Origin of the sequence: Kribbella sp., from assembly GCF_035655035.1 — a bacterium.
Classification (GTDB): Bacteria; Actinomycetota; Actinomycetes; order Propionibacteriales; family Kribbellaceae; genus Kribbella.
In genome coordinates this window covers 1-8,563 of the sequence record NZ_DASRVN010000718.1, presented here as the reverse complement: position 1 = coordinate 8,563, position 8,563 = coordinate 1, and the positions used below count along the sequence as shown (strand labels likewise).

Annotated in this window: 6 protein-coding genes and 1 pseudogene; 3 read left to right on the top strand and 4 right to left on the bottom strand. The window is 68.1% G+C overall.

Annotation, left to right across the window (positions count from 1 at the left end):
- Positions 1-515: 515 nt before the first annotated feature.
- The gene (locus tag VFF46_RS37275) at positions 516-1,337 is read right to left on the bottom strand and encodes an undecaprenyl-diphosphate phosphatase (protein ID WP_325041980.1); all 822 of its coding nucleotides are present in this window, start codon (positions 1,335-1,337) and stop codon (positions 516-518) included.
- 33 nt (positions 1,338-1,370) lie between these two features.
- Positions 1,371-1,925 carry a cadmium resistance transporter gene (locus tag VFF46_RS37270; RefSeq protein WP_414673136.1) on the bottom strand — a complete coding sequence of 185 codons (555 nt, stop codon included), beginning with the start codon at positions 1,923-1,925 and terminating at the stop codon, positions 1,371-1,373.
- A gap of 87 nt (positions 1,926-2,012) precedes the next feature.
- Between VFF46_RS37270 and VFF46_RS37265 the strand changes: the two genes are divergently transcribed.
- Both VFF46_RS37265 and VFF46_RS37260 read left to right on the top strand, forming a co-directional pair.
- Positions 2,013-3,656 (top strand): DUF1003 domain-containing protein, encoded by a 1,644-nt coding sequence (locus VFF46_RS37265; protein WP_325041978.1) that lies wholly within the window; start codon positions 2,013-2,015, stop codon positions 3,654-3,656.
- Between the two features lie 339 nt (positions 3,657-3,995).
- Positions 3,996-5,480, top strand: a complete 1,485-nt coding sequence (locus tag VFF46_RS37260) for an LCP family protein (RefSeq protein WP_325041977.1) — start codon at positions 3,996-3,998, stop codon at positions 5,478-5,480.
- A 128-nt stretch (positions 5,481-5,608) separates the two neighbouring features.
- On the opposite strand, the gene VFF46_RS37255 is transcribed toward VFF46_RS37260, so the two are convergent.
- Positions 5,609-7,144, bottom strand: coding sequence for a metallophosphoesterase family protein (locus tag VFF46_RS37255; RefSeq protein ID WP_325041976.1), 1,536 nt, complete (start codon positions 7,142-7,144; stop codon positions 5,609-5,611).
- Between the two features lie 88 nt (positions 7,145-7,232).
- Positions 7,233-7,886, bottom strand: a complete 654-nt coding sequence (locus VFF46_RS37250) for a hypothetical protein (protein WP_325041975.1) — start codon at positions 7,884-7,886, stop codon at positions 7,233-7,235.
- Positions 7,887-7,976: 90 nt separating this feature from the next.
- On the opposite strand from VFF46_RS37250, the pseudogene VFF46_RS37245 reads away from it, so the two are divergent.
- A pseudogene (locus tag VFF46_RS37245) lies at positions 7,977-8,563 on the top strand (HupE/UreJ family protein); the annotation flags it as partial.

Genomic DNA, 8,563 nt, shown 5'->3' with positions numbered 1-8,563 from the left:
GGTCCGGCTCGAGCTGGCCAAGGCGGTTGAGCAACTGCCGGGCGAGCACGGCATGCGGGACGGGTTCCTTCACTGAACTTCGTCAAGAGGTGAGGACGAGAAGCCGCAGCGTCTGTTTGTCAGAACTCGTCCCACAGGCCGTTCAGTTGGACTCGTCGGTGCCCTTGTCAGGCAGCGTGTGCACGTCGTGGCATGCTGTCGATGGCTCTTCGGACTGAGACAGCTGTGAGGGTTCGGTGGCGGCCCAGGTGGCGAGTAGGTTGAGGTTGTCGGCGGAGGGGCTGGCTGGTTCGGCGGTGTTGGTGCCCGGCGGTTCCGCGGCGAGCCACAGAGCCCGTAACGATCGGCCGGGCCGGGAGGGAAGCCGCAGTTGTGGTCTCGGCGACCCCAGGATGCAAGCTGGTCAAGGCCCGGCGAGCGCTGGTCTTGGCCTCTGGAGTTGACCGGCGAAGTGCGTCAACTGGCGCTCTGCTGGGATTCGTCGCGGGCGATCGGCATTCCAATGGCGCGGGGATTCAGTTCGCCAGTACTCCGGTTCCGGTCAGGGCGAGGACGGCGGCGCCGAGGGCGATGCGGTAGATGACGAAGGTGGTGAAGCGGTGGGTGGCGATGTAGCGCAGGAACCAGGCGATCGCGGCGTACCCGACGATGAAGGCGATGGCGGTCGCGAGCAGGGTCGGTCCCCAGGCCGGGTTGTCGCCGGCGTTGCCGATCTTGGTGAGTTCGAGGAGTCCGGAGGCGAGTACGGCGGGGATGGCCAGCAGGAAGGAGTACCGGGCGGCGGCTTCGCGGCGGTAGCCCATCAGGAGGCCGGCGGTGATCGTGCCGCCGGAGCGCGAGACGCCCGGGATCAGGGCGAGCGCCTGGGCGAATCCGTAGACGATCGCGTTGCCGGTCGTGAGGCGGGTCAACGGCCGGTCGTCGGCGGCGATCCGGTCGGCGATGCCGAGCACGATGCCGAATCCGATCAGTGCCGCGGCGACCAGTCGCAGGTCGCGGAACGCGGTCTCGATCGGGTTCTGCAGGACGAGGCCGAGGACGGCGATCGGGATCGTGCCGATGATCACGTACCAGCCGAGCTTGGCGTCGGGGTCGCTGCGGCGGTCACGGTCGATCAGCGACTTCGACCACGACACGATGATCCGGGCGATGTCGCGCCGGAAGTAGATCAGTACGGCGGCCTCGGTGCCGAGCTGGGTGACGGCGGTGAAGGCCGCGCCGGGGTCGGGCCAGCCGGCCAGCGCGGCGACGATCCGCTGGTGGGCCGACGAGGACACCGGCAGAAACTCGGTCAGGCCCTGGACCAGGCCGAGGACAACAGCGGAGAACCAGTTCACGGACGGTGAAGGTAGCAGGTCCCGGCTGAGTCCTCAGCTGAGGGCACCGCCACGGACGAGGATCGTGACGCCGATACCGATCAGGACGATCGGGAGGATCAGGTGGCCCCAGCGGGACAGCGACTTCGCGACGACGGGCCGGGAGGCGAGGTACCAGCCGATCGCGCACCAGACGGCGACGCCGATCAGGAACACCACGACGTAGCCGAGCATGCCCGCGACGCCGGCGACGGCGAAGACGGGTACGTAGACGCCGATGTTGTCGCCGCCGTTGGCGAAGGTCACCATGGCGACCTGCAGGATCCCGGCGTCCTTCGCCCGGGGCGGATCATCGTCGGAGTTCCGGTGCTTCCAGACGGTCCAGGCGGCGCGCAGACCGAGCAGGAGCGGAAGCAGGCCGAGGTACGGGATCGCCTTGTCCGGCAGCAGGTCCGCGCCGAGGGCGCCGATCACGGACACGCCGAGGATCGCGCCGAAGCCGACGTACTGCCCGAGCACCACCCTGATCGCGACGGCCCGCGAGCCTCGCGTCTGGCCGAAGAACACCGCGAGCACGAGCATGTCGTCGATGTTGGTGACCGCGAACATTCCGGCTGCTTGCCCCACCAGGCCCAGGTCCACGCTGTCCCTTTCGATTGGTACGGTTCGCAGCCTATCGACAGCGGAGGATCGCCCATGACATTGCCAGCCACCGCCGACGCGACGGAGCCGGTCACCGCGGCCGACGAACAGATCGGAGTGAACGGCGCGATCGCTGCCGCGCTGACCCGGGCGGTGGGCTCGATGCAGGCGCTGTACGTCGTCCTCGTGATCGTCGGCGCTTGGATGGCGCTGGCCACCTGGGGGCCGCTGCACAGCCTGGACCCGTACCCGTTCTCGTTCCTGCTCTTTCTCGACAACGTGGTGCAGCTCGTACTGTGCCTGGTGATCCTGGTTGGCCAGCGGGTGCTCGGGATGGCGGCCGATCGGCGAGCGGAGCAGACGTACGAGAACGCGGAGGCGATCTTCGCCCGGATCTCCCGGATCCAGGCGCATCTCGACCGGCACGACCAGGCGTTGAGCCGGGGCGTCAGCCTGCTGGAGTCGAGCCCGCACCCGTGGATCGAGCGGCACAAGGTGCAGTCTCCGCCGCGGGCGCTGGATCAGCAGATCGGGGTGAACGGCCGGATCGCGGCCTGGCTGACGGAGCGGATGGGCAGCATGTGGGCGGTCTACCTGGCCGCCGTGACGCAGATCATCTGGACCAGTACGGCGGCGTTCGGGGTGCAGCACTTCGATCCGTATCCGTTCGCGTTCATGTCGTTCCTTTCGACGCTCGTCCAGCTGATCTTCATGATCGTGATCATGGTCGGCCAGGGTGTGCTCGAGCGGGCCGGTGACCGGCGTGCGGAGCAGACGTACTTGAACGGCGAGGCGATTCTGCACGAGTGCCGCCGGATGGAGGCCCGGTTGACGGCGCAGGACCGGCTGATCGAGAGCCTCAGCGGGTTCACCACCGGCGAGATCGTCGAGGACCTCGCGCGGGCGATTCACGAGGTCGAGGGGCAGGGCGGCTGGGAGCAGCTGACGGACGGCGGCAGGGAATCGCTCCTCGCCCGCGCTCGGGGGCTCGGCGAGCAATTGGCCGCGGCGGGCTACGTCATGGTGCCGGCCTTCGATCCCGCGGTGACTGTCACGTTCGCCGACGACGAGGCCGAACTGCTGGCGCGGCTCGAGCACGAGCGCTTCGCTGCCGTCGACGGTGCCGCACCGTGGGAGGAGTTGACGGACGACGCTCGCGCGCAGGCGCTGGCCGCGGCGCGGCGGCTCAGCACGGTGCTGGGCCGCGCGGGTATGCAGGCTGTGCGGGATGTCCGTAGGTTGGACGGCGCGGGTGTGGATGACTTCACCGCGGACGAATGGGCGAACTTCGACCGGGCGATGATGGCGGCGGGCGTCCTGGTCGCGCTGGCGGTCGGGACGGTCGACTCCGAGGAGATGTTCGAGCTGGTCAAGAAGCTCCGCGAGGCGAGCATCGGGCACCCTCGGCGGTTCATCCGGGAGGTCACCGCCGCGTCGACGTTCGAGACCGGGCTGCGACCGAGCACGACGTACGCCGACTATGAGGCTCCGGCGCTGGCGACGATCCGGTCGGCGAGCGCGACCGTCGCCGCGAAGGCGCCGGACGAGCTGGAGTCCTTCCACGCGTTCCTGCTGGAGATCGCCGAAGCCGTTGCGGGCGCCAACCAGGAGGGCGGAACGTTCGGTCTCGGCGCCCAGCGCCGTACCCCTGAAGAGGCTCGGGCGATCGAGGCGATCCGAGCGGCGATCAGCGACTGACCGCCGAACCGGTCAGTCCGGTCGTACTGCGGTGGGCGTCTCCGCGTCGGTGGGTGCGTTCGCAGCCTGGTCGCTCTCGAGAGCCTTGGGCTCCTTACCGGATTTGATCTCGGGTGAAGGGCTTGCCGAGGTCCTCGGCCTGACCGGGTTGTCGGAGGCAACAAGTTGTCGCCGCCGCCCGTGATCTCGCGACTTGTCAGGGGCGGTAAACCGAAGCTGCCGGTTGCGCGTCAGTACCAGTGCAGCGCTATGTCCGCCGGCAGGAATTCTGGAGAGATGTCGCACAGCAGACCAGCACCGGACCGTCGGCCCACGCGCCGGAGCAATCGGGCTCGCAGCATGCGCCAAGCCGTGGTGCGGACCTTGTTCGGCACGTTGCTGCCCGGGCTCGGGCTGTTCATCGGCGGGCGCAGGCGGCTCGGCGCGTTCGTGATGAGCCTCAGCATCGGTCTGGTGGTCATCGGTGCGTACCTCGGACTGGCCCGCCGTGACGAGGTCCTTGCGCTCGCCGTGTCCCCGAACCAGTTGCTGTTCGCAACCGTTGTCGTCGTCGCGCTGGGGATCGGCTGGGTGTGGATCGTGGTGGCGTCGCACAAGCTGATCCGCCCGGTGAGTCCGACGTACACCGGGCGGCTCGTCGGCTCCTTGCTGGTCGGGGTGCTGTGCTTCGGGATCGCCGTACCGACGACGCTCGCCGCGCAGACCGTGATGGCGCAGCGCGACCTGGTCGGCAGCGTGTTCCAGTCCGAGGGCAACTCGAAGAGCGCGACCCGGCCCACGGTGAACCGGAAGGATCCGTGGGCGAACACGCCGCGGCTGAACCTCCTGCTGCTCGGGGCGGATGACGGTGCCGGTCGTACGGGCGCCCGGACCGACACGGTGATGGTGGCGAGCATCGACACCAAGACCGGCGACACCTCGCTGATCTCGCTCAGCCGCAACTGGATGCGGATGCCGTTCCCGGCGAACTCACCGCTGCATGCGAAGTACCCTGACGGGTTCTGGGACCCGAGCCGCGGCAACGTCGAGCAACCTGAGTTCTACCTGGACGCCATGTACGACACGATCCCCAAGAAGTACCACGGGGTCCTGGGCGCGACCGACAACGAGGGCGCCGACGTCGTGAAGCTCGCGGCGAGCGCCGCGCTCGGCCTGGACATCGACTACTACATGCAGGTCAACCTGGCCGGTTTCCAGCAGATCGTCGACGCGCTCGGCGGTGTCAGCGTGAATGTCAACTACCGGGTGCCGATCGGCGGCGAGTACGGACTCGGCCCGGGAGCGAACGCGCCGAAGCCGCCGTCCGACTACATCCAGCCGGGCCCGAACCAGCGACTGGACGGTTTCCACGCGCTGTGGTTCGCCCGCGGCCGGTACGGTCTGAGCGACCCGTCGCGCCAGGAGCGGCAGCGCTGCACGATCCACGCGATCGTCAGCAGCGCGAACCCGGCCACGCTGGTCACGAAGTACCAGCAGATTGCCGCGGCCAGCCAGCAGATGCTCCGCACCGACATCCCACAGGAACTCCTGCCGGCCTTCATCCAGCTCGCGATGAAGGTCAAGCAGGCCAAGGTGACCAACATCGACCTGAACAAGGACCAGAACTTCCCGACCGGCAAGAACCCCAACTACACGGCAATCCGCGCGATCATCGAGAAGGCGCTGAACCCGGCCGCCCCCAAGACCGGACCGATTGCGACGGCCTCGACGCCGACCAGGAAGCCTGCCGGCAGCACGAAGAAGCCCACAACGGCGACCACCACCCCCGGCACGGCCCAGAACCTGAACGACGCCTGCGCCTACCACCCGACCAACGGCGGTTGATTCAGGTAGTCATCGGACCGGATGACCTTCGGAGAACTGTTGACACCGCCGTACGCGAGAACTGGTCCGATGTCGCGTGGGCTGGGCGGCCCGGAGCCGGTCGGCTCCGGGCCCGCAGTGAGCTGAGGTCAGCGCTTGGAGTGCTGGGTGTAGAGCTGGCGGTCGATGAGCGAGCCGATCGGGGCGACCGGGACATTGTTCTGGACGCCGGTGACCTTCTTGGTGACGGGGTCGACGATCGTGGTGTTCGCCGGGTTGCCGCACCACGTGACGTTGTTGCGGGCGACGGCCGGGTTGGTGGTGAGGTCCGCGCAGTCGCCGGCCCGGATGGCGCTGAGCTCGAGCTTGTCGGCCTTGACGTCGACACGGAGGTAGGAGCGGACGTGTTCCTGGTTCTCCGCGGCGTTCGCCCAGTGGCGCTTGCGGCCGGTGCTGTTGTCGAGCGGGTCGGCGCCGTACGCCGGGTCGCTCGGCGCGGTCAGGTCGTAGTACTTCGAACCTGAGGCGGAGTTGGCGGTGACGTAGATGACGCCGCCGGGGCCGAGGTCGACCTGGGGCTGGTCCGGGGTTTCCGAGGCGTTGGCCTTGGTGCCGTTCTTGATCTCGTAGCTGCGCGAGTACGAGTGGTCGTGGCCCTGGAGCACCAGGTCGACGCCCAGCTTCGAGAACTCCGTGGTGAAGTCCTGGCGGCGGACCTTGTTGTCGCTGTCGTTGGCGTGCGCGGCCGGCGAGTAGATCGAGTGGTGGTACACCAGCGTGGTCCACTTGGTTCCCGCGCCGTGCTTGGCGATGACGTCCTTGACGTAGGCCACGTGCGCCGGGTCCGAGCCGCTGTTGTAGGCGTTGGAGTTGATGTCGATGAACAGCACGCCCTTGTAGGTGAACCAGTAGTCGCCGCCGGCCGCGGTCGTGGTGTTGCCGCCGGGGTAGAAGGACGCGTTGTTGTCGGTGTTCGGAGTGAAGTTGTGCTGCAGGATCGCCTGCCCGCCGGACTCGTGGTTGCCGATCGTCGACGCCCACGCGACCTGCTTCAGGACGTCGCCGCTGTCGGCGAAGTTGTTCCAGTGGTCCTCGTTGTTGGCGCTCTCGACCTGGTCGCCACCGGAGACCAGGAGCTCGGCGTCGGCGTCGTGCTGCCGGGTGTAGGCGAGGGTCGCGGCCCAGCCCTTGCCGTCGGCAACGGCGTCGCCCGAGGACCCGATCTGTGGGTCGCCCAAGAACAGGAACGAGAACGGCTGGCCCTTGCCGAAGTTGCCTGTCGTGAAGGTGTACTTGGGCGACCAGGCGCCGTCCGCGCCCACCTTGTAGGCGTAGGTGGTGTTGGGCTTCAGGCCCGAGAGGGTGGCGCGCGCGTTGCGGGCGGTGGTCGTGCCGACCCAGTTCTGCTTCTCGACCGCGTCGATGACGGTCGCCTTCGCGTTGAACTCGCCGGCGCTGAGCTTCTTGGTCTCCTCGAGGAGCACCTTCTGGTCGGTGTCCCCCGGGGCGTACCAGGCGAGGTTGCGGGAGGTCTCGTCGGAGCCGACGCCGAGCAGGATGTCGTACGGCGCGGCGGTGGAGTCGGCGTACGCGGTGGCGGCCAACGCGCCGCAGGCCAACGTGGTGAGGCTGATCGATGCGACGATGCCGCGGCGGGTGCGCGGCTTGAACACGCTGAGTCTCATCAGTTCGTCTTTCTCCGGATACAAAAGCGGAGCCGCAGCCTCGCAGTACCTGATGAACAGCTGAGAAACGCCTGCTTGCGTCTGTCGGTCAGTCGAGCCAGACGACGATGCCGGTGTGGTTGCTCAGCACGGCCGCGGCGCCGGCGCGGATCGCCCGCTCCGCGCGTTCCGGGGTGAACGACTTCGGGTCGTACGTCGAGGACGCGCCGAGACCTTCGCCGCGAAACGATGCGCCGGCCCAGTCGGCGGCGGTCACGTTGTGCGTCGGCTCGGCGAGCTCGGCGCCGACGACCAGGAAGTCCTGCTGCAGATGTGCGGCGGTGATCGTCGCCAGCGCGTCGACGAGTCCGTTGCCCGCGGAGATGACGAGGTCGGTCCTGAGGTCGATCGCCGCGGTGACCTTGGCGATGATCTCGTCGTGGCCGGTGACCACGATGTGCTCCAGGCGCACACCCTCGGCACGTGCCCACTGGTCGATCGCGGTGACCAGCGTCCTGGTCTGCGGATCGGTGCCCATCGACACCAGTACGGCCCGGTAGCCCTTCGGCGCCTGGACGTGGTCCCACGATCCGGGAGCCGGGGTGATCGTGCCTTCCGGCGGCGGCGGGTCGGCCTCGTTGTAGAAGTCCGTGCCGACCGTCGCGTGGGCGGTCGTGGCGGCCGGGGCATCGCCGCCGCATCCGGTGAGCAGCGGGACGAACACCGCAGTCGCGACGACAGCGGCGGCAAGACGGGAACGCATGCCCACTTCCTACCTGATTCCGGCTGCCACCAAGGTCTGTTCGCGGTGTGTTCGGGAATCGTTCATCCGCTTGCGAAACCTTCCCGTGTCATGCGAACCCGCCTGGCGCTCGGAGCCCTGATCGTGGTGCTGACGTTCCTCGGAGCCGTCCCCGCGGGCGCTCACGGGTTCAGCTCGACGGCGTACGTCGACATCAAGGCAGGGGAGCAGCCCGGTCACGTGCGCACCGAGCTCGACGTCGAGTACGACCTGTTCATCGTCTCGGTCGCCGACCTGGAGCACGACGACCCGCTCTACAAGGCCGGCATGCCCGCCTGGAACGCCGGCGACCTCCCGGCGCAACAGAAAGCGTTGAACGGCCACAAGTCGACCGCGGTCGACTACCTCACCGATCGGTTCGCCCTCGTGGACTGCGTTCCCCGCCAGGTCGGCGACTTCGCCGTACACCTGCGTGACGTGCCGTACGCGAAGATCGTCCTCGACTGGACCTGTCCCGAGCAGAAACATGATGCCCATCACGTCGTGCGGAGCTCGCTGTTCGCCGACGACGAAGGCTACGTCAAGGGCGCGGAGACGATCGTCACGTACCAGCTGGGCGATCGGTCGGGCAGCGCCGTACTCGACCGGAACAACCCGTCGTTCTCGATCCAGCAGAGCCTGGCGCAGCGCTTCTGGGA

Bases quoted from the DNA above. Each gene is read 5' to 3' on its own strand.
- VFF46_RS37250 (WP_325041975.1), bottom strand. From the start codon at position 7,886: ATGCGTTCCCGTCTTGCCGCCGCTGTCGTCGCGACTGCGGTGTTCGTC.
- VFF46_RS37265 (WP_325041978.1), top strand. From the start codon at position 2,013: ATGACATTGCCAGCCACCGCCGACGCGACGGAGCCGGTCACCGCGGCC.
- VFF46_RS37270 (WP_414673136.1), bottom strand. From the start codon at position 1,925: ATGTTCGCGGTCACCAACATCGACGACATGCTCGTGCTCGCGGTGTTC.
- VFF46_RS37260 (WP_325041977.1), top strand. From the start codon at position 3,996: ATGCGCCAAGCCGTGGTGCGGACCTTGTTCGGCACGTTGCTGCCCGGG.
- VFF46_RS37255 (WP_325041976.1), bottom strand. From the start codon at position 7,144: ATGAGACTCAGCGTGTTCAAGCCGCGCACCCGCCGCGGCATCGTCGCA.